The 19,172-nt window shown below is 52.7% G+C and carries 14 protein-coding genes; 5 read left to right on the top strand and 9 right to left on the bottom strand.

Features of this window, described 5'->3' with window-relative positions:
* Positions 1 to 3: 3 nt before the first annotated feature.
* From R5H23_RS10125 to R5H23_RS10115, 3 genes are all read right to left on the bottom strand, one after another.
* Positions 4 to 2,538, bottom strand: coding sequence for a TonB-dependent receptor (locus R5H23_RS10125; RefSeq protein ID WP_317215322.1), 2,535 nt, complete (start codon positions 2,536 to 2,538; stop codon positions 4 to 6).
* Positions 2,539 to 2,629: 91 nt separating this feature from the next.
* Positions 2,630 to 3,532: a DUF4880 domain-containing protein gene (locus R5H23_RS10120; RefSeq protein ID WP_317215321.1), complete on the bottom strand. Its 903-nt coding sequence runs from the start codon at positions 3,530 to 3,532 to the stop codon at positions 2,630 to 2,632.
* 5 nt (positions 3,533 to 3,537) lie between these two features.
* Complete coding sequence (locus R5H23_RS10115; RefSeq protein ID WP_046900512.1) at positions 3,538 to 4,020, bottom strand: RNA polymerase sigma factor; 483 nt, start codon at positions 4,018 to 4,020, stop codon at positions 3,538 to 3,540.
* Positions 4,021 to 4,665: 645 nt separating this feature from the next.
* On the opposite strand from R5H23_RS10115, the gene R5H23_RS10110 reads away from it, so the two are divergent.
* From R5H23_RS10110 to R5H23_RS10100, 3 genes are all read left to right on the top strand, one after another.
* The gene (locus R5H23_RS10110) at positions 4,666 to 5,148 is read left to right on the top strand and encodes a hypothetical protein (RefSeq protein ID WP_317215319.1); all 483 of its coding nucleotides are present in this window, start codon (positions 4,666 to 4,668) and stop codon (positions 5,146 to 5,148) included.
* Between the two features lie 15 nt (positions 5,149 to 5,163).
* On the top strand, positions 5,164 to 6,567 hold the full coding sequence (locus R5H23_RS10105; protein WP_408874345.1) for a PLP-dependent aminotransferase family protein: 1,404 nt from the start codon (positions 5,164 to 5,166) through the stop codon (positions 6,565 to 6,567).
* Positions 6,568 to 6,947: 380 nt separating this feature from the next.
* Positions 6,948 to 8,330, top strand: a complete 1,383-nt coding sequence (locus R5H23_RS10100; protein WP_211495608.1) for a sugar porter family MFS transporter — start codon at positions 6,948 to 6,950, stop codon at positions 8,328 to 8,330.
* Between the two features lie 64 nt (positions 8,331 to 8,394).
* Here the strand turns inward: R5H23_RS10100 and R5H23_RS10095 are convergent, their stop codons facing one another.
* The 4 genes from R5H23_RS10095 to R5H23_RS10080 all read right to left on the bottom strand — a co-directional run bounded on the left by R5H23_RS10095 (position 8,395) and on the right by R5H23_RS10080 (position 15,387).
* The gene (locus tag R5H23_RS10095; protein WP_317215317.1) at positions 8,395 to 9,720 is read right to left on the bottom strand and encodes a UDP-glucose/GDP-mannose dehydrogenase family protein; all 1,326 of its coding nucleotides are present in this window, start codon (positions 9,718 to 9,720) and stop codon (positions 8,395 to 8,397) included.
* 90 nt (positions 9,721 to 9,810) lie between these two features.
* On the bottom strand, positions 9,811 to 11,691 hold the full coding sequence (locus R5H23_RS10090) for an AsmA-like C-terminal region-containing protein (RefSeq protein ID WP_317215315.1): 1,881 nt from the start codon (positions 11,689 to 11,691) through the stop codon (positions 9,811 to 9,813).
* Between the two features lie 124 nt (positions 11,692 to 11,815).
* Complete coding sequence (locus R5H23_RS10085; protein ID WP_317215313.1) at positions 11,816 to 13,471, bottom strand: porin; 1,656 nt, start codon at positions 13,469 to 13,471, stop codon at positions 11,816 to 11,818.
* Positions 13,472 to 13,695: 224 nt separating this feature from the next.
* The gene (locus R5H23_RS10080) at positions 13,696 to 15,387 is read right to left on the bottom strand and encodes a porin (protein ID WP_317215312.1); all 1,692 of its coding nucleotides are present in this window, start codon (positions 15,385 to 15,387) and stop codon (positions 13,696 to 13,698) included.
* A gap of 323 nt (positions 15,388 to 15,710) precedes the next feature.
* Here R5H23_RS10080 and pstS point away from each other — a divergent pair, with 323 nt between their 5' ends.
* Positions 15,711 to 16,727, top strand: a complete 1,017-nt coding sequence (pstS, locus tag R5H23_RS10075; protein ID WP_317215311.1) for a phosphate ABC transporter substrate-binding protein PstS — start codon at positions 15,711 to 15,713, stop codon at positions 16,725 to 16,727.
* Positions 16,728 to 16,873: 146 nt separating this feature from the next.
* Positions 16,874 to 18,118 (top strand): multidrug effflux MFS transporter, encoded by a 1,245-nt coding sequence (locus tag R5H23_RS10070; protein ID WP_317215310.1) that lies wholly within the window; start codon positions 16,874 to 16,876, stop codon positions 18,116 to 18,118.
* A 43-nt stretch (positions 18,119 to 18,161) separates the two neighbouring features.
* Here the strand turns inward: R5H23_RS10070 and R5H23_RS10065 are convergent, their stop codons facing one another.
* Both R5H23_RS10065 and R5H23_RS10060 read right to left on the bottom strand, forming a co-directional pair.
* Positions 18,162 to 18,302, bottom strand: a complete 141-nt coding sequence (locus R5H23_RS10065; RefSeq protein ID WP_157091237.1) for a hypothetical protein — start codon at positions 18,300 to 18,302, stop codon at positions 18,162 to 18,164.
* A gap of 278 nt (positions 18,303 to 18,580) precedes the next feature.
* Complete coding sequence (locus R5H23_RS10060; protein WP_064275264.1) at positions 18,581 to 19,084, bottom strand: DUF2721 domain-containing protein; 504 nt, start codon at positions 19,082 to 19,084, stop codon at positions 18,581 to 18,583.
* Between the last annotated feature and the right edge of the window lie 88 nt (positions 19,085 to 19,172).

The following is a 19,172-nucleotide window of genomic DNA, read 5'->3' as shown; positions in this document are numbered from 1 at the left end:
TGATCAGAAGAAATGTTTGCTCAGAGTGAAAAAGACCTGCCGTGGAGCACCGGCCTGGAGCGTCTGATAGGCTCCGGTTGGATCACTGTTCTTGAAGCCGGTGGTGCCAATGCTGGAAATGTATCCCTTGTCGAAAAGGTTCACGACGTTAACCTGTGCTTCCAGTCCCTTGAGAATTCCCGGGCGATGGAAACGATAACCGGCTGACAGGTTGAACAGGACACGCCCTGGTAGGGGAGAGTCGTTCAGGAACGTGTAGAAACGGCGGCTCATATATTGGCCTCCAAACTGGCCCCAGATCGTCCCGTCGTCATAAGCGAGCTTGAAATTTCCGATGTTGCGTGGGGCAGCCACGACCTGCTTGCCCGAAATGCGCAGAATGGACCCATCAGAGCTTTTGATATTATCGTTGTAATGCGCGTCGTTATAGGACCAGGCGCCGTAGAGAGACCAGTTCCGGAAAAAGCGCCAGGTTGCTGCGGCTTCTACACCGCGAGATGTTACGCTTCCCACGTTTTCAAGCACATTCTGGTTGCCCACAATGACAGAGCTCATGGAGGAGGCCAGAAGTCTATTTTCGAAATCGACGTAATAGCCTGTCAGAGATGCCTGCACGCTGTCGTTATGGAAACGGTAGCCAAGTTCTTCTGTATTGGTTGTTTCAGGTTTCAGCTTGTTGTGGATGTACGAAAATCCTGCCTGTGTCGTTGAAAATGGCCCGGTTGAAGCTGACGCCGTATAGGCAGACATGTTGCGTGCGAAATCTGCGAAGATTTCATGATGGCGATTAAAGCGATACAGAACGCCAACCTGAGGCAGAAATCCATTAGATGCGGAAATGGAGGCATTAATCGGATTTGTGCTTTGGGCCGTTGTTACAGAGCTGCTCGACACCAAAGATTTGAAGCCAGCATTTACACGGAGCTTGGGTGTGATTGACCAGCTGTCTTCCAGGTGGAACTGATAAACATGCGTGCGGAATGTATATTGCCACTGCACGGCAAACGGATTTTCATAAAAGCGCTGAAAATTTGACGGGGTTACCCCTTCCTGAAGCGGGTAGAGCTTTGCAGCCTGACTGAAAAGATTGTTTTCAAACCAGAAGCCGGCTTCGATTTTATGGTTCCAGCGCTGATACGCGAGACTGGTCAGAACGCCTTCACGCTGCATTCGATATTCTGTTGTCGAAACAGAAAGCGGCGACCCTCCAAGATTGGCAGGCGTGGGATCGTACGGATCAGACCACGTGCCCGGTCCACGGTCATAATGACCATAAACTGTCGTGGAGCCTGTCAGGTGCGGGAGCAGGTGATAATCGAATTTTTCGTAGCCCACCATGTCCTGACGAACACCGCCCCCACGATAATATGTATCGTCTGGTGATGTGTATGGAGAGGGCAGAGTTTGTCCTGCCTGGTAAGCACGGGCAATCTGTTCAGCCAGCTTATAGTTGTTGCTGATGTCGTCATGATTATAGCCAAACCGCTTGATCAGGCTGGTAGAAAGATCAAGATAATCGTCCTCGCGACGGTCATCAAAATCCAGGTAAGTGGTGGCTTTGACGGCATCGCCCAGAGGCTGAATATATTTGAAGTTGAGCTGCTGTTGCTTTTGTTGTCCCCAGCCTTTCCACTTGTCTGCATACTGATAATCATAGCTGGCGTAGAATTTTCCTCCGCCCGGTAAAATGCCACTGTTGAGTCGCACAAATCCACGCCACGTGTTCGAGCTTCCCACGGTTCCGGAAACGTCCAGTCCATAATGATCTGTTGGATCAATGGATGAAAACTGAATCGTGCCGCCAAGATTACTGGTCGAGGCTGTACCCAAGCCACCGGTGCCTTGGGCAAGGGTGACTGGGCCGTTATTTTCTGTCTCCAGTGCGCGCCCAATGGCTAGGCCATTGTTGTTACGGTACTGCATGTTTCCGAGTGGAATTCCGTCCAGGGTATAGCCGAGCTGATCGGTAAAAAAACCACGAACGGTAATCTGCTGAGCCCACTCGTAAGCCCCGAGGGGGTCGGAAGACTGGAAATTGACGCCAGGGAGCTCAGAAAGCACGGCTAGGGGAGAGGTCCCTGGTGCGGCTTTGTGCAACTCACTGCGTGAGAGTGTCTGAACCTGTCTGGATTGCCCCGTACCAAGAACGACCATAGCCTCTTCACGGACGGGGGCAGATTTTTCGGCTACGGGGCGTGGAGTTTTTTTTGGCAATGCACCCCCTGTTTTGACGGTGATGGCGCCGCTGACATCTCGGGAAACAAGCAGGCCGCTATTCTGTGTGAGTCGCCGTAATGCCTCATCAAACGTGTATTTTCCGTTTAATGCGGGAGCTGTGCGTGATCCCAGTGCTGCCTCTGAAAACAGGATATCCTGATGGCTGATACGGGAAAGCTCTGCCAAGGCCGAGGACAGTGATTGCGAACCAATATGCAGTTCCAGCGAGGGGGGAGTGGCTGAAAAAGCTGAGTCTGGCAGGCTTGCGAAAATCGTCGCGGCCAGCATGGCCTGTCGGAAGGACGGTCTGAGGCGAAGCATGAGTGAGTCTCCGAAGCATAAAGCCGCAATGGGTGTCTGCTTCGTTGACGAATGGGACGCGTATCCCCTCAGTGGAAAATGGTCGTTGTCATTAAAGCTTAATGATCGTGATGGTCTTCTCAAAGCTGGCGCGAATGGGCAGAAAATTTTCAAGCAGGCGCGCAAAGGTCTCGTTCTGCCCAAAATGATAGAACCCTGAAATTCGCAGATTTGCAGCAGAAGGACTGATCTCCAGCTTTCTGGTCGAATAGCGGTTCATTTCATCCGCAACCTCCTTTAACGGCGTATCTCGAAAGGCCAGTCGCCCACTCCGCCAGGCGAGTACATCTTCCAAAGACGGACGATCAATTAGCAACCTATTATCAGGCAAAATCGTAGCGCGTTCGCCCACCTTGAGTATGTGCGATCCGGCCATATCCGGATGTGCCAGAGCTGCTGCTCCGTTTAAAACCGTAATGGTGTTTTTAAGGCAGGACTTCGATAGATTGAACGTTCCTGAAATTAGCCCAATGTTCCACTGATCAAGGTTTATCGTGTTACGGGCTTCACAGTTTTTGAGGTTAACTTCGACCTGCCCATACAACAGATCCAGAGTGTTTTTTTCGCTGTGAATGGCAACGGAGCTGTCACTATCCAGCAGAATTGTCATTGCAGGTGAAACGGACACCCTAATTTGTTGCCCAGTTCTGGTTGCGCGTATCGTCGCTTCTGCCGGGGCTGGAAGAAGAGCAAATGAGCCAACAGTCATCGCTATAGCGCCAGCCAGCATTTTGCGGCGGCTGAAGCGATATGCGGTGATAGTGAGTGGTGTTTCCGCAGAGTGCGAAGCTACTTTCCCGGATGCATGCCAGATAGAAGAAACAAGCTCATACGCCTGCGCGTTGGCGGTATTTTGGTGATACCATACAGAAAAATGCTCGCGATCCTGCTCCGAACAATCGGGAGCATTCAAACGCGCAAACCAGAAAGCTGCCGTATCATGAAGGGTAGGCATAAATCTTAATCCAAAAGTCTTTTTGTCAGAAAGGCCAAAGCTTTGCTGATATGTTTTTCCACATTACTAATTGAGCATCCGGAACGTTTTGCAATTTGTGGGTAAGACAAACCTTCGAGCCGATGAAGTAGAAATATCTCTCGTGTCCGTGGGTCGAGATCTTTTATGGCGTCTTCCAATATGTCCAAGCGTTGTCGAGACATGACTGTTTCGACGGGCGTGGGCCCTGTGCAGGGAAGTTCTTTTATATCGTCGTCTTCAACGTAGGCAACGGGGCCATTCTGTTCTCGTCGATGACTGTCATAGGCCGTATTTTGGGCTGTTTTTACAAGATAGGCTTCTACATTGCGGATATTGGATGGTTTGAGCTCTAGAAGCTTCAGAAATGCAGATTGCAACAAATCTTCAGAATCTCTGCGTCCTGTCCGGCGCTGAATTTTGGATGAGAGAAGAGACCAGCATGACTGCGATTTGACCAGTTCCGTCATCGTGTATCACTGAGGCAAAAAGCGGAAAGGTCATTCCTGGATATGGAAAACACAGGCATCTCTTCCGTTCGTGGATCAATGTTCTGCCTGCTAATGGAACGGGATGTGTTTTTGAAAGGAATATCTTCTCCTTTCTTAAAACCTTCACAGAGTTACAAAGTAAGCCAAGGTCATTATGTCGAAAGATTTTATTTTTAAGGCGCACTCCTGTGACGCTGTGAGCACAGAGTATTTTGAACTCAGAAGCTTCCGATACATACATTTTCGGTTTTCAAATGTACGATTTAAAAAATCTGTAAAATTTTTTGCGTCTTTTATTTAGAAGAGTTTGGGAGAAGGCGTACTTCGATGCGAAGATAATATTTTCATATTAAATTCCATACATAAAAAAATCATTATAAAACAATACGATATGAGAAAATATATGTTTGATGGCGGCCTACTAAAATATTGTATGTCTCAATGGTGCAGATTTTTCCGGAATTGTCTTCATTTGTACTGATTTATAACGGCGTTATCTGTTTGCAGAAATTTGCATATTGGCGCTAAAGGGCAGACAATCTGCGCCAAAGAGTGGAGGCTCATGGACAGAGGATATACTGACCTCGACGCCTTGGATCGTGCTGCAGGACAGAGAATAGAATCATGATTGAGCAATTTAATAAGAACGAAGTTTATAATAATAAAAACGTCGAAGCTGAGACGGTTCTAAAGCATCGGCTTTTTGGCATGGTTCTGGGGCTGTTCCTGGCGCATGCCTATGTAGCGCTGGCTCTTTACTACACGTACATTGACGATAAAAATCACTTCCACACAAGCTGGATGGCCTTGTTTGGCTGCTTTGTCTCATCAATGATTTTTCTGTATCATATTGGTATATCGAAAGCGATTTCTGAAAAAGAAAATGGGATTTACGGGCGGTATTTCGCTCCCTTTATGTCGTCTTCGCTTTGGGGTTTCGTTTTGGTTGCCATAACCGTCATAACGATTATTCAAGGCCAGGCCTGGTTTGCACCGTATGAATATCTTGCATGGCCTCTGGCATTTGCATCCATATTCGTTGGATATTTTATTGGTCCGGCGCTGGACCGCTTTTTCGGTTTTATCCTGAAGTCGCTTAGAAAATAATTAAGCGTCTTATCGATGAAAAACAAAAAATTATTAGAAAAATGGAATGAATACGTAGGCCTTTTTAACGGGCCTATGTACCTCGCGATTGTAGAGGCTTTGGCGGCCTCAATCCGTAATGGTATTATTCACGGTGGTGAACGGCTTCCTACACAGCGAGAGATAGCCAGTGCTCTTGAGACAAACCTTACAACCGTAACGCGGGCATTCAGGGAAGCGCATCGTCGTGGACTGATTAATGCCACAGTAGGGCGCGGCACTTTTGTCAGGATGGGGGCCGAAGTCAGCCATTGGCGATCTCCCAAAGCGGCCATTGTTGATATGACGATGAATTTGCCGCCGATACCTCAAAATCCCCCACTTCAACGCATTATGCAGAGTGATCTTGCGGCTCTTCTGAAGAAGCAGGATATCTCCAATCTCATGTCATACCGCGTAACGGGTGGGACACTGGAAGAGCGCCAGCATGCGGTAAAGTGGATTGAGCCTGTTATTGGATCAAGACGCCCAGATGATGTGCTGGTTGTACCTGGTGCTCAGACTGCTCTTGCGGCAACCATGAGTATTCTGGCTAGCCCGGGCGACATTATTTTGACGGATCGTATTACCTATTCCGGGATACGAACTGTTGCTGATCAACTTGGGATTATTCTTGTCGGGGTAGATGGCGACGAAAATGGGTTCATACCCGAGCAACTGGAAATGGCCTGCCGACAATATCAGCCAAAAGCGCTTTATTGTATTCCGGCTATTCAGAACCCGACGACCGTAACAATGTCACTGGAGCGCCGTAAGGACGTCCTGAAGATTGTCCACGATAATCGTCTCTATGTCGTGGAAGATGATCCTTACAGTTTGCTGCACGACAATCCCGTCCCTGCATTGGCCGCGCTCGACCATGGCCGTGTAATCTATATCTCTACCTTGGCGAAGGTTTTGAGCCCTGGCTTGCGAACCGCTTATGTTGCTCTGCCAAACGCCGAAATGACCAGACGCTTTGCTGTTGCCGTTCGGGCGTTTGCCCTCACAAACGCAGGACTATTGAGTGCACTGACATTGCGCTGGATGCAGACGGGACAGTCCAAAGAAATTTTGGGGTCTATTAAGCAGGAATTACGACTCAGGCAGTCGATCGCCCGAAACATTCTGGGGGATAGCCACGGCATGGATCCCAATGGTCCGCATGTGTGGTTAAAGCTTCCTGAGTGGTGGAGTAGCGTGGATTTTGTATCATATGCGCGCCATCGTGGTATCGCATTGGTCCCGAGCAACGTGTTCACAGTGGATGGTGACTTTCCGCAGCGCGCCAGAATTTCTCTTGGAAGTATCCTTGATATTTCCAATCTAGAAAATTCGCTCCATGATATCGTGACTATTCTCAGTCACAAAAGAGCTACAGATTTTTTATCGATCGTATGATTTGTAGAGCGGATGGATTCTGATCCATCTGTTGTCTGATTACCCCGTTATTTACGGGAGTTTTCAATATTTCGGGAGAACAGGCCTGCCACGCCGCTCCTCGCTAGATGGTGATCGTGGTCTCTTCCTGAAAACGGACTACTCTTGGGGAAGTAGGCTTGATGTTCGCTTTGTCCCTGTGGTGACAGTCAAAGTTCAACCGCCAGCGATGCGGTCAGATGTGACAAACATGCATCATTGAATGTCACATCTGGGTGATAAATAACATAAATATCATCGAAATATGAAAATACTCACTTTTATGATGTTCCTTTAGGTGCTGTAACGTTAAAGAAGCACCCACCCCGAATGACCCTGCTCACGGACGGAAGAAGACCCTAATGACGCAGTCCCTTGATGTTTCACGACGGCTCAGCGGAGAAGCGCTGACCAACTTCATCGCCACCATCTCTGCAACGGGTGGTCTGCTTTTCGGGTATGATACCGGGATCATATCGTCAGCACTTCTACAGATTCGTGAGCAGTTTCATCTCGATACGATCGGGTCCGAAATTGTAACGTCCGCCATCATTCTCGGTGCGCTGATTGGCTGTCTTGGTGCAGGCGGAATTTCAGACCGGTTTGGCCGCCGCCGGACGGTCATGCTTGCTGCCGCCTTGTTTCTTGGTGGCACTGCGCTTGCATCGGCTGCGCAAGGGGTTACGGTTCTTATCGTATCGCGTCTGATTCTGGGGCTTGCGATTGGTGCGGCGTCTCAGATTGTCCCCATTTACATTGCAGAAATTTCGCCACCCAACCGGCGTGGACGCCTGGTTGTTGGCTTCCAGCTTGCGATTGTTTCGGGCGTCACGATTTCCTTCCTGACGGGCTATTTTCTCCGAGACAGCAGCTGGCGGATCATGTTCGGCATCGGCATGCTGCCGGCACTGATTCTCTTTGTCGGAATGGGTTTTCTGCCTAACAGCCCACGGTGGCTCGCGCTCAAAGGACGCACAGACGAAGCTCTTGCTGTGCTGCGTCGGGTGCGGTCTTCGGAAGAAGTTGCCCAGAATGAGCTTCAGGCCATCATAGACAACCATGATGAGCAAGCTCCTTGGTCAGAACTTGCCAAGCCTTGGGTTCGCCCCGCGCTTATCGCGTCTGTTGGTATTGCGCTGCTCTGTCAGCTGACCGGCATCAACGCGGTTCTGTACTACGCTCCAACGATCTTTGCAGATGCAGGCTTCGGACAGGAATCTGCTCTTCTGACGTCCGTTGCTGTTGGTCTGGCGATGGTCTGCGCGACGATCTTTGGTGGTTGGGCTGTCGATAACTGGGGCCGCCGGACACTGATCCTACGTTTGCTGCCTGGTGCAGTTATTTCCCTGATCGTGCTCGGTGCAATGTTTGCTCTTCATATGAAGGGCGGTGCTGGCGCATGGATCACGGTTATAGCAATCATGGGTTACACGATCTGCAACACGGGTAGTCTGTCGGTTGCGGTCTGGCTGGTTGGTGCTGAGGTTTATCCGCTGTCCTGCCGTGGCAAAGGTATGAGCCTTGTCGCGGGTAGCCATTGGGGAGCAGATCTTCTGATCTCCCTGACGACTCTCTCGCTGGTTCAGGGGCTGGGTGCGCACATGACGTTTTGGCTTTTCGCCCTCGTCAATGCAGCGGCATTCCTGTTCGTGCTGCGCTATGTGCCGGAAACCAAAGGACAGTCTCTGGAACAGCTTGAAATGAGCCTTCGAAACGGAACCTTTGCCCCCGTTCACAAGTCCTGATTCCACGGAAAGCAATGTCTCAAAAAAAAGCCGGCTCCATGAGGGAGCCGGCTTTTTTTTATACTCAGATTCGTCCAATCGAGCTGTACTCAAATCCGGCAGCCCGCATGGTCGCGGGGTTCCAGATGTTTCTGAGATCAGCAATTGCCTTCCCTCGCATGGCCTTGCTCAGGCGGTCCGGATCAATGGCGCGAAACACGTTCCACTCCGTCAGAACGACCAGAATGTCAGCGTCGGTAGCTGCTTCCAGTGCATCCTCACAGTAAATGACCCCGTCAGGAAGAAGCGTACGGGCAGGTTCCATGCCCTCTGGATCAAAGGCCTGGATCCGGGCGCCTGCGTCATGAAGATGTGCGAGGATAGGTAGGGAGGCAGCCTCACGCATGTCATCAGTATCTGGCTTAAAGGTCAGACCTAAAACACCCACTGTCTTTCCTTGGACGGAGCCTCCAGCCTGAGCAATAATGCGTTCTGCCATGCGGCTCTTGCGGTCTTCGTTTACCGCCACGGTGGCTTCCACCAAGCGGGATGGGGCGCCAGCGTCACTCGCGATTGCTGTCAGGGCGCGTGTATCTTTCGGGAAGCATGACCCGCCATAGCCGGGCCCGGGATGCAGAAAGCGCCGACCAATGCGCTGATCGAGGCCCATGCCACGCGCGACATCATGGATATTGCCTCCCACTTTTTCGCAAAGATCAGCCATCTCGTTGATAAACGTGACTTTCATGGCGAGAAAGGCATTGGCCGCGTATTTGGTGAGCTCCGCCGTCTCAAGATCGGTGATGACGATGGGTGCCTCGATAAGATGCAGAGGGCGATAGACTTCACGCATGATTCTTGTCGCCCGCTCGCCCTCATCGGGACCGGAGGTATCGATTCCGATGATCACGCGATCCGGACGCATGAAGTCCCCGATCGCGCTACCTTCGCGTAGGAATTCGGGATTTGAGGCAACGTCGAATGTGAGCTCGGGACGTGTTTCTCTTAAGATCCGCGCCACTTCGCGTCCCGTTCCGACGGGAACCGTAGACTTTGTAACGACGAGAAGGCCCTCTTTGGCCGATCGGGCGATTTCTTCTGTGGCAGCATAGACGTAGGTGAGGTCTGCATGACCATCGCCGCGTCGGGTTGGGGTGCCCACGGCGATAAAGACAGCATCCGCCCCACTAATGGCGGCTGACAGGTCGTCTCCGAATGTTAGGCGCCCGGTCTCGGTATTCTTGGCAACAATGGCATCAAGACCCGGCTCATAGATGGGAATACGGCCTTCACGCAGGGCTGCCAGTTTCTTGGGGTCCCGCTCGACAACGGCTACATCTGAACCGAATTCGGCAAAGCACGCACCAGAGACCAGTCCGACGTAACCACCACCGATCATTGCTATACGCATAACAGAAACTCTCCAAGCGCTATGGGGTCTGCATAACCTGCGCACATTGAGGGAGCAAATCGGTGTCGTCCCAACTGCTGGAATAGTGTGTCATTGCGTGGGGCGAACGCAGGCATTCGATGATGCAAAGGAGCGGAGTGCGGCAGGAAGAACTGTCAATTCGTTGGAATCAGCCAAAAGATCCCGTCCCTTTTTCGACCACTTCGCAATGCTCAAATTGGGGCTGTCAAAACGTCCGCTCACACGTATTGGGATATCGAGAGCAAAAAAGCTTGTTGAGAATGGTCGGCTCGCGAAAACAAGGTCTAACCACCGACGGTTCAGATCAAAATCTGCCTTGGCAGCCAGAACACCGGTACTCGTTTTCAGGCGGAGCGGAACAACTTTCCCAATCCCCTGGTGCATCTCCAGAACACCAAGCATACAGGTGATCGGTGTCGTTCCCTTGGCGTGTCGGAACAGTAGCCGAAGATCCATGGATGCAGCTTCCACGATTTCACGGGCAATTTCGCCTTTTTCCATGCTGACCGCGGCAACCAGATCGGCTTTCCGTGTAGCTTCGTTCAAAGTGCGGACATTATTTGCTGAAGCGATAATACGGATCGACAGGGCACCTTTGACCGGGACGGGAGCGAGACCGGCGGTACGGCGAAGGCGATCAATATCACCATGGGATAGAGCGATGTTGGCTGTGACGCGCGAATGTCCGCCTTGATCTTCCATGTGACCGTTGGCCTGAAGCCCCGCTCCAAGATAGCCTAGTGCTAAAGTGCTGACGTCAATGCGACCCGGTGTTTGGGATGCCTCCAGTTTCAGTTTCGAGAATGTGAGGGCGTTGTAGAGGATCTCATCTGCGGTGAGTTTGACGTGCAGAACCGGATCCGGATTGGCAGGGGCAATCAACGGAATATCGGTTGATCCGGAAGATTTTCCGGATGAGAGGGCTTTATTCAGATCATTGAGATCTACGCGGCCCAGATTCAGGTCTGTCGCAATGATATCGGGCTTGCCGTTACCGCCCTCGTTGAGATCAAAGGTCCCACTTTTTATTTTGCTGTTCTGGAAATTGCCTGAGGCATTCGTAAGATGCCAGTTGTCTCCAGTATGGCTGAAGGTTCCTTTCAGAGCTAATGGAACAGCAGGGTGAGTGCCCGATAGCCCAGCGAGTTCGAACACTGGAGACGCAGTTGGTGTGGAAAGGGCAATATTGCCGTTCACACCATCAAAGTTCAGAGCGTCTGTCAGGGTGCCGTCGAAATCGATGACAAGATCGCCAGAAGTAATGTGTGCTTTAGCCCCATAGGGCTCTGGCGCGCGGCGTAGAACCTCAAGCGGCTGCATGGTGGCATCCAGCGTGACGGGAGTGCCGTTGTACGCGCCCTGAAACGCCATAATCAAAGGTGATGCATCATTATCGGACTGAAAAGTCACATGCTGCATGCCGACTTGATAGGAAGAGCCCTTTGCGGAGCGATAAGTGACATCGCTGTCCATAATCGTAGCGTTACGGAGTCCCGGAAACCAACTCAGGTCTGGCTTGTCAGAGCCGGAGTGTTCGGTCTCTGCATGATCGGAAGTTTTTTGAGGCTTAAAGCGCCAGTTAGGTGTTCGGTCCGGCGTTCGTTCAAAAAGACCTGAGAAGTGGTCAATCGTGACATCGCGTGTTTCAATTGGCCCATGCAAAAGTGAGGTCACCCGTATCCTGGCATGCAGGGCGCCCACACTCACCATATCTGGACGGCTTCCTCCGGGAATATTGGCCAGATGCAGATCCTTGGCATCTATCGTGATCCAGCGTCCAGCGCGAACGCGTAGAGAACCGATCGTGACCGTTCGGCCTGTGGCTTTTTCGAGCTTCTGGGTCGCAAGTGCAGCGAAATCTTTCTGGTCGATCCAGAACCAGCCGCCCCCGATGATCGCACTACAAACGACAAGAAGGCAGAGGAACGCCCCAAGAAGCCATTTAAGCAAGAGAAAGTCTTTCCAAATACCGAATATAAAATTCTACAATAACTGGAAGATCTCTGGAGCGGGAGAGTTTGTCTGGAAAAAATAATTTTCCAGAACATTTCATTGGGTTTCAAATGAATGCTGTTCAGAATGTTGACTGAATGCGTCCGACGACCGCATCCCCGTTGCGACCATAGAGGTTAATGGTGGCGGAAGAGCGACTGACAATGAAGTGGTTATAGTCTAGCATAAATTTGAAATAACGATTGGGATACCAGCTCAGGCCTGTCGCCCAGACAATCTGCTGTCCACCACGGATGCCATCTGCATCACCGATGCGGCTGTTTAGATCCGCCACACTGTAACGGGCTGCGATTTCCAGAGCTCCCCAACGATCATGCAGTGGGTCAAATTCCTGATCTGGAGAAACGCCTGGGGCAAGAAATCCTCCTTCCTGAATGCTGTATCGTCGCGGGTTCCCAAACAGCGTGTACCCAACGGCCCCATACCACCCCTGAAATCCAAGTGAGGGCAGGCCGCCCGAGCGTTCGACACCAATGCGATAATACTCGGCTTTGACCAGGAGCCGCTTCCATCGCAATGCAAACTCCGGCCCTGCCGACCAGAGCTGTGCAACATTACTGATAGCGCCTGTGGTCATAAGAATGGATTCACCCAGATTGATTTCCGGGCGTTGAGCAAAGGTGTAACTGCGGCCGGTTGCGCTTTTTGCCACCTTGAAAGACGCAATGGATGAAATGCCGACATGCATGTCCACATCTTTGGTCACGATCGGGCGCCCTGCGACCCGGAAAGTCCCGCCAGTCTGACTATCTGTGATGTTGTCCCCGATGCTGGCGTAATAACCACGTTCGTTGCGGTTACCCCATTCCTGGCCAGTGAAGTAACTGCCAATCCACCAGCGATCGGCATAGTGCATGCCGCCGACACTGAATCTGGCATCGTTAGCGGCGATCGTACGAACAAGGTCAATGATTGCCGGGCGTTCGACAAACATGAAGTCATTCGAACTTTCTGCATCTTCTTCCGTCACACGCGGCTGAAAATATCCAACGGTCAGGACTGTGTTGTGGAGGCCGGCATAATTGATGTTGGCTTCGTAAAGGCCGACCTGCCCGTCATTATTGCCATGCCCAAAGTCGGGCGTGACGTTTGCGACCCAGTCCTTGTAGCGGAAAGTGAACGGAATGCGGAGACGCCGACTGTTGGACGTGAAGCTGTTGAAGTTGCCGCGGTCCTCCCCATTCCTACGTGAAACGCTTGGGAAACCTCCAAAATCTTCCTGAAAAGCCAGACCGATGGATAAGGCGTAGGCACCGTCAGATGTCTTGAAGGTCGGACGTCCATTTGGGAAGCCAATCTTGATCCCCCCAACACTGACTTCCTCATCCTGAGCTGTGGCGGCCCTGAAATCTTGCCACGATGTCACGATACCGCGGTCAGATGGCGGCGTGTCCTGCGGGTGGGCGCCAGGTCTGTGGGTTGTGAGTGGGGCAATTGCCGGCATGGCCTGAAGGAGGGGAGGAGGCGGGAGAAAGGCCGCGCGTTGTCGGTAGGGATTCGCTTCTGTCTCTTCACGCTGATGTGCGAGGACGGCTCGTGCCTGCCTGATCTCCTCATTGCGCTCTTTCTTGAGTTTCTGAACTTCAGCCTGCATCGCCCGGATCTGGCGCTCCATGATTTCCAGTCTATCGGCAGAGAAAGCGGGAAGGGCGGGAGCCAGAGATAATAAAAGGGTCGTTGCTGCGAGGGAACTCAAACGGGGCAAAGAGACATACATAAGCGAAAGGGCGTCCTGGAGGGGCAGCTCGTCTGTCGGGGCCAATATCGCAAGCGTAATACAAGCGAAGGCCGACTACTTTAGACAGAAACCACAATGAGGTGCGTGTCATTGTGCGACAGGAAACTCGCTGCTGCAGACGATATTGTTCTTGTCTCATGCTCCATAAAAAAAGGCGGGTCGGATCCATGATCCGCCCCGCCTGTCTGAGAAAAGGTAGAGTGTTAGAAACCAGCCTGAATTCGGGCTGCAATAGAGTTTCCGGTGCGACCGTACAGGTTAGTCGCCTGCATGCTGCGAGACACGATGAAGTGGCTGTAATCCAGCATGAAGCGGAAATGACGGTTGGGGTACCAGTTCAGGCCACCCGTCCAGACAGTCTGCTGACCACCGCGGATGACATTGCTTGGATTGGGATCGTTCAGGTTGCTGTTGAGGTCGATCACGCTGTAGTGGCCAACAACTTCAAGAGCGCCCCACTGGTTGAGAGCAGGATTGAACTCCTCAGAAGACTTGACGCCAGGGGCACCAAACGCGCCTTCCTTATAGTTGTACATGCGTGGGTCGCCGAGGATCGTATAAGCTGCGGAGCCGTACCAGCCCTGGAAGCCTGCAGACTTCAGGCCAGCGCCAGAGCGCTGAACACCAACATGATAGTACTCACCCTTGACGATCAGGCGCTTCCAGCGAACGCCCAGTTCAGGACCGGCAGCCCACACCTGTGCGGCATTGCTGATCGTGCCCGTTCCAGCGAGGTTGGCTTCACCGATGTCAAACTCGGGACGCTGACCAAAAGACGTGGAGCGCGAGCAGGAGGTGGTGCTCGTTCCAGTGTTGCAGGCTACGCGAAATGCGGAAATGCCTGATACGCCCACGTGGACATCCCAGTCCTTCGTGGCGACCGGACGGCCTGCGACACGAAGCGTTCCGCCTGTCTGGCTGTCAACGGTGTTGCTGCTGCCGCCACCATAATAGGTGCTGCCATTGTCAGAGCCATTTCGGTGGCCCCATTCCTGGCCCGTGAAGTACCCTGCGACCCACCAACGCTTTTCATAATGCAGCCCACCAACACTGAAACGGGCATCGCCAGCAGCGATGTTGCGGACCATGTCGGTAATGCTCGGACGTTCAAGTGTGAAGAAGTCGTTGGAGCTCTCGGAGTCCTCTTCCGTCACGCGAGGCTGGAAGTAACCAGCTGTGAGGATCGTGTTGCGGAAGCCCGTGTAGTTCAGGTTGCCTTCATAGAGTCCGACATAGCCGTCGTTATGGTTCGCACCAAAGTCAGGCGTAACGGCTGCAACCCAGTTCTTGTAGCGGAACATGAACGGAATACGCAGACGGCGCATGTTGGAGGTAAAGCTATTGAAAGCGCCACGGCTTTCACCACGGCGTGGGCCCGAATTAAAGAACCCGCCAAAGTCTTCATGAAAGGCCAGACCGATGGAGAGCGCATAAGCTCCATCAGAGGACTGGATGGTGGGGCGGCCTTTCGGGAAGCCGATTTTCACACCGCCGACAGTGACTTCTTCGTCCTGGGACGTTGCGCGCTGGAAGTCAGCCCAGGAGGTGATGTCTGCACGGTCTGACGCCGGGCGGCCACTGTCCGGACCACCTGTGCCCTGCCGCACAGTGATCAGCGGCGCTGGGGATTGCTGGTGTGAGCCGATGTAGCTGCTGCGCTGACCGTAAGGGTTGTTTTCAGCTTCTTCACGTTGGCGGGCAAGGACGGCTTTGGCCCGCTTGATCTCGTCGTTATGCTCTTTCTTCAGGGCATTCAACTGCGCCTGCATCGCGTGGATCTGACGTTCCATGATTTCCATCTGGTCAGCCGCATGTGCCTGTCCAGCGAATATTCCAAGAGACATCAGGGTCGAAGTCGCCAGAAGAGCAGTTGTTCTTCGGAGAGAAAAAGTCATTGCCGTGGTGCGTCCTTGCATGAATGGCAGGTGATCCACAGCGGAGGTATCTGATTCCGTTTTTCGAAGAGTGGGAAGGTTTCATGACGGGAAAAAGACTCATTTATGACAAACCCTGTCATCTCTTTGAAAATATGTGTCTTTTAGGAAAGGACGAAATTTCCCCGTTATTTGGCTCTTTCGGGGAATGAAAAATGGGTGTGATATTTGTGCATCAGGCCCTCTGAGCCTGTCATGAAACTATCATGAGGCTCCCCCTGTTTCCCTTGAAGGGCTGGGGCTAGTACATAACTCCGTTTACCAATGCCCGGTTAGGGATCATCATGATTAAGAACAAGCTCGCGCTTTTCGGTTTTGTCGCAATGACGGCCCTTGGTTCTGTCTCGCTGTCTTCCGCCCGTGCTGCGGAAATCACGGGTGCAGGTTCCAGCTTTGCCGCTCCCATCTATGGGGCATGGGGTGCTGGCGCCAAGACGCAGATCGGCGTCAACGTGAACTATCAGAGTGTCGGCTCCAGCGCCGGTCAGGATCAGGTTATCGCTCGTACCGTCGACTTCGGCGCTTCGGACAAGCCGATGGCTGGCGATCGTCTGGCTGCTGAACACCTGTATCAGTTTCCGACCGTGATGAGCGGCATTGTCGTTGTCGCTAACGTTCCTGGAATTGAGCCAGGTAGCCTGCGTCTGGACGGCCCGACGCTTGCTGCCCTGTATGATGGCGAAATCACGGAATGGGATGACGACCGCATCAAGGCCCTGAACCCGGGTCTGAAGCTGCCGGAAACGGATGTTGCGCCTGTTCACCGCGCGGATGGTTCTGGCACGAGCTTTGTCTTTACGTCTTATCTGTCCCAGGTTTCCCCTGAGTGGAAGCAGAAGCTGGGTGCTGGCACGTCAATCGCATGGCCGGGTGGCTCTGGCGCTCGCGGCAACGACGGCGTGGCAGCAATGGTCAAGCAGACGGAAGGTGGCATCGGCTACGTCGAGTATTCCTATGCCGCACAAAACCATCTGAATATTGCCCAAATGAAGAACCATACGGGTGCATTCGTGTCCCCGACGCTCAAGAGCTTTGTGGAAGCTGCAAACGCTGCTGACTGGGTTTATGCTGATCATTATGCTGTGAACCTGCTCGACACGGCTGGCGCAGGCGCTTGGCCTATCGTAACTGCAACATTCGTCCTGGTTCCGACGAACCCGAAGGATGCAAAGGCCGCCAAGGCTGTTCGTGACTTCTTCGCCTGGGGCTTCCAGAACGGTGACGCGGACAATGCCCGCCTTGATTATGTTGGCCTGCCGAAGAGTGTGAAGGACAGCGTGCTGGCTGGCTGGGGGAAATAATCTTCCAGTCTTCCCTGTTTTCCTGATCGTTTCTGCTTTTTCGGGGATGGTCAGGGCGCATAAAAAGGCGTTGAGTACCGGAACGGGCTTCTCTTTAATGGGGGCCCGTTTTCCTGTTTATCGCCCTGCCATGACGTGGTGTACTTTTGTCCACTTCCTCCACCCCTGATGCTCCTGTAACGACCCTTTCGCCGGTCGTTCGGATTTTGATCGGCCTTATTTTCATTCTCGGACCGGTTTCGACAGATATGTATCTGCCAGCATTTCCCATGCTGGAGCATGATCTGGGGCAGGGAGCTGGTTCAGCGCAGTTGACCCTAACAGCCTGGCTCGCCGGGTTGGCGATCGGGCAGTTTACACTCGGCCCACTCTGTGACCGCTATGGACGTAAATTACCGCTTCTGCTGGGGCTGGTGGTCTATGTGATTGCGTCTGCCCTGCTGGCCGTGGTCACAAACTTCCACCTGTTCTGCATTCTGCGTTTCATCGCGGCCATGGGAGGGGCGACAACGTCGGTAGCGCCACGAGCCATGGTGCGGGACGTTGCTACCGGGCCTGCTGGTGTGAAGCTGATGTCCCAGCTGATGCTGATTTTTGGTCTCGGGCCGCTTCTGGCACCTTCCATCGGCAGTTTTCTGCTGGATCTGGGGGAGTGGAGACTGATTTTCTGGGTTGGCGCAGGGTTCGGAGTGTTGCTGTTTATTGGAACGTGGTTCCTGCTGCCAGACACGTTTCCACCAGAGAAGCGGTTTGCACTCCCTTTTACAGGCGTGGTCACCCGGTATTGGGGGCTGATTACAGAGCCGCTGTTCTGCTCTGCCGCCATGGTTGCGAGCTTTGGCACCTTTACGATGTTTGCCTATCTTTCCAATGCCCCGGCTCTTTTTGAAGGCATTCTGCATTTTTCGCCGCGTCTGTTCGCCATCTTCTTCGGGCTGAACGCGGTAGGCTTCGTAATTGGATCACAGATCAATGCACGGATGGCGCAGCGCTTTCTGTTTACCAGAGTTATGGAATACGGAATGCTGGCTGTTCTGACTTTCACACTGCTTGGTGTGCTGGTTTGTTCGCTGGGGCTGGTTGGGCCACAAAACCCCTGGATACTCTGTATCCTGATCTTCTGCACGACGTCGTCGCTCGGATTTGTCGGGCCAAACGCTGGTGTTCTGGCCCTGACGCATCACGGGCATCAGGCAGGAGCAGCATCTGCCCTGATTGGTACACTGAACTGGACCATCGCAGGAGGCGCAGGCATTTTAATGGCGCTGCTACCGTCACACTGGATCGGGTCCACATCAGTGGGCATGATGATCGGAATCATGGGCTGCTGGATCAGCGACTTGTGGCGTCGTCGTCTGGATCCGAACTCCTATTTATCCGTTCGTCACTGAAGCCCTGCTCGCGAAGAGCCAAGGCGTGACCAAAGGCTGAATGTCAGCCTTTGGAAGAAACGCGGTCAGCTGCAACGGTAGCGATCATCAGAGCGCCGATAACAGGCACGAATGCGACCATTGAGAACTGGGCGAGAAGATTCGTTGGCAGGCCGATCAGGTGGATCAGGGTCATGGACGTCATGGAAGTTTTCTCCGTTTTACTTGCCGTTGATGGCGTGGGACGGGAGAAACTCCAGAAACCACTTTCAAGGCAACAAATGAAGACGCGGGATCAGACCTGCGTTTAACGCATAAATCCCTGCCAGAACTTTGCTGCAATTCATGAAATGCACTCCCCTGACCCAAAACAGCGATTATTTCACGTTTCAGTTCAGGGATGTTCTATTGTCGCTTCCCTAGCAATTTAAGGTATCAAAATCTGGGAACTAGCCCATTCGCGCAATAAAATTGCGCGAGGCCTCAATTTTTCTTGGGGGACGAAAGAGAAAGCCCGTCGCGTCGTAGCCCGTGCCAACTGAGAAGCGTGTCCGCCAGAAAGAAGAAAAGAGCGCCAACAGTGCAGGCCAGAGCTATGCCGAAAAAGGCTAGCAGCCATGTGGATGTGCTTGCATCGCGCAGTGAGCCGACAAAAAGAGCCATTGCCGCGCCGCAGGTCGAGGCCCCGCCGATGGCGTTGAGCATGATGGCGGCGTCCAGAACAAAGATTCGCCGATGGAGTCTGAGCTCGTGGGCTGCCAGCCGTTCCGGTGTATAAAAAGGGTCTGGCGTATCGGTGTCGGAAGGCGGGGCAGCCAGTTTTTTTCGCACGTCTTCTAGGTGGTCTGCCACACGGGCAAGACGTGTGTTGAAAACGTTGATCAGTGTTCCAATGCCAGAAAGCATGAAAACTGGCGTCAGTGCGACTTGAATCAGATGGGCGGCGCTGTCGACCGCATCGGGGTCATAAGAAACAGGAAAAGGCATACCGCTCTCTATACTGTATCTTCCGAGAGCGAAAAGATGGCGTGCTCTGGAAAACATACCCCCGGATGGAGTAGGGAAAGACGACCAT

It is taken from the genome of Gluconobacter sp. GP1 (assembly GCF_032913585.1).
Lineage (GTDB): Bacteria > Pseudomonadota > Alphaproteobacteria > Acetobacterales > Acetobacteraceae > Gluconobacter > Gluconobacter cerinus.
This window is presented reverse-complemented; position numbering and strand designations above follow the sequence as displayed.

Bases quoted from the DNA above. Each gene is read 5' to 3' on its own strand.
- R5H23_RS10110 (WP_317215319.1), top strand. From the start codon at position 4,666: ATGATTGAGCAATTTAATAAGAACGAAGTTTATAATAATAAAAACGTC.
- R5H23_RS10125 (WP_317215322.1), bottom strand. From the start codon at position 2,538: ATGCTTCGCCTCAGACCGTCCTTCCGACAGGCCATGCTGGCCGCGACG.
- R5H23_RS10100 (WP_211495608.1), top strand. From the start codon at position 6,948: ATGACGCAGTCCCTTGATGTTTCACGACGGCTCAGCGGAGAAGCGCTG.
- R5H23_RS10115 (WP_046900512.1), bottom strand. From the start codon at position 4,020: ATGACGGAACTGGTCAAATCGCAGTCATGCTGGTCTCTTCTCTCATCC.
- R5H23_RS10080 (WP_317215312.1), bottom strand. From the start codon at position 15,387: ATGACTTTTTCTCTCCGAAGAACAACTGCTCTTCTGGCGACTTCGACC.
- R5H23_RS10065 (WP_157091237.1), bottom strand. From the start codon at position 18,302: ATGACGTCCATGACCCTGATCCACCTGATCGGCCTGCCAACGAATCTT.
- R5H23_RS10085 (WP_317215313.1), bottom strand. From the start codon at position 13,471: ATGTATGTCTCTTTGCCCCGTTTGAGTTCCCTCGCAGCAACGACCCTT.
- R5H23_RS10095 (WP_317215317.1), bottom strand. From the start codon at position 9,720: ATGCGTATAGCAATGATCGGTGGTGGTTACGTCGGACTGGTCTCTGGT.
- R5H23_RS10120 (WP_317215321.1), bottom strand. From the start codon at position 3,532: ATGCCTACCCTTCATGATACGGCAGCTTTCTGGTTTGCGCGTTTGAAT.
- R5H23_RS10060 (WP_064275264.1), bottom strand. From the start codon at position 19,084: ATGCCTTTTCCTGTTTCTTATGACCCCGATGCGGTCGACAGCGCCGCC.
- R5H23_RS10105 (WP_408874345.1), top strand. From the start codon at position 5,164: ATGAAAAACAAAAAATTATTAGAAAAATGGAATGAATACGTAGGCCTT.
- pstS (WP_317215311.1), top strand. From the start codon at position 15,711: ATGATTAAGAACAAGCTCGCGCTTTTCGGTTTTGTCGCAATGACGGCC.